The following is a 674-nucleotide window of genomic DNA, read 5'->3' as shown; positions in this document are numbered from 1 at the left end:
TGATTGTGTTTTGAACCACCTGTTTTACTCGCGTAACCTTGTAGTTCAATCGAGGTCGTTGGGTAATCCTTCAAGAAGTCAGACAACTCACGAATTTGACGACGAAATACCGGATTGATCTCATCAGAATCGTTGGCAAATAGCACACGAACCTGCATTTTCTCAGATGCTTTGATGTATTCGCCACAGCCATCATTGTCAACTTCAGAGCCAGCTGGCGTCCCCGGACATAGGTCGCGAGCGTTAATCACACCGTCGTTATCTTCGTCTTGTAAGTCAGCAATTTGTTCTGCGGTAGGGAATGCACGGTAATCGTACTCATCTTCAGCGATTGCTTGTTGCGTAACGGCGATAACACTTAATGCCAATAGCAGTTTCATCGGTTTCATGATTAGTACTCCACCTTCTGGTTCCATTCTGTTGGTACATCAACACGCAAGGCATTCAACAGTTGACCCGTAGCATTCATCACTCGGTACTTCGCGTATTGTTCCGCGTATTTAGCGTCTAAATAGTTCTTTCTTGCTTCGAACAGTTCGTTTTCAGTGTTTAAAAGGTCAAGTAGAGTACGCTTACCAATGCGATATTGCTTTTCGTAAGCAATGACCGTTTCAGAAGCTGAGTCTACGTGGTCAGCTAAAAACTCTTTTTGTTGCAGAGTTAAATCTAATGCA

Annotated in this window: 1 protein-coding gene and 1 pseudogene; both read right to left on the bottom strand. The window is 43.8% G+C overall.

Annotation, left to right across the window (positions count from 1 at the left end; translation table 11 throughout):
* Positions 1–389, bottom strand: a pseudogene (locus R7Z50_RS27850) (OmpA family protein); the annotation flags it as partial.
* A 2-nt stretch (positions 390–391) separates the two neighbouring features.
* Positions 392–674 (bottom strand): TolC family protein (locus R7Z50_RS27845; RefSeq protein ID WP_318149799.1); only part of this gene is annotated, 283 nt, incomplete at its 5' end.

The organism is Vibrio sp. 1249-1 (assembly GCF_033340495.1).
This window is presented reverse-complemented; position numbering and strand designations above follow the sequence as displayed.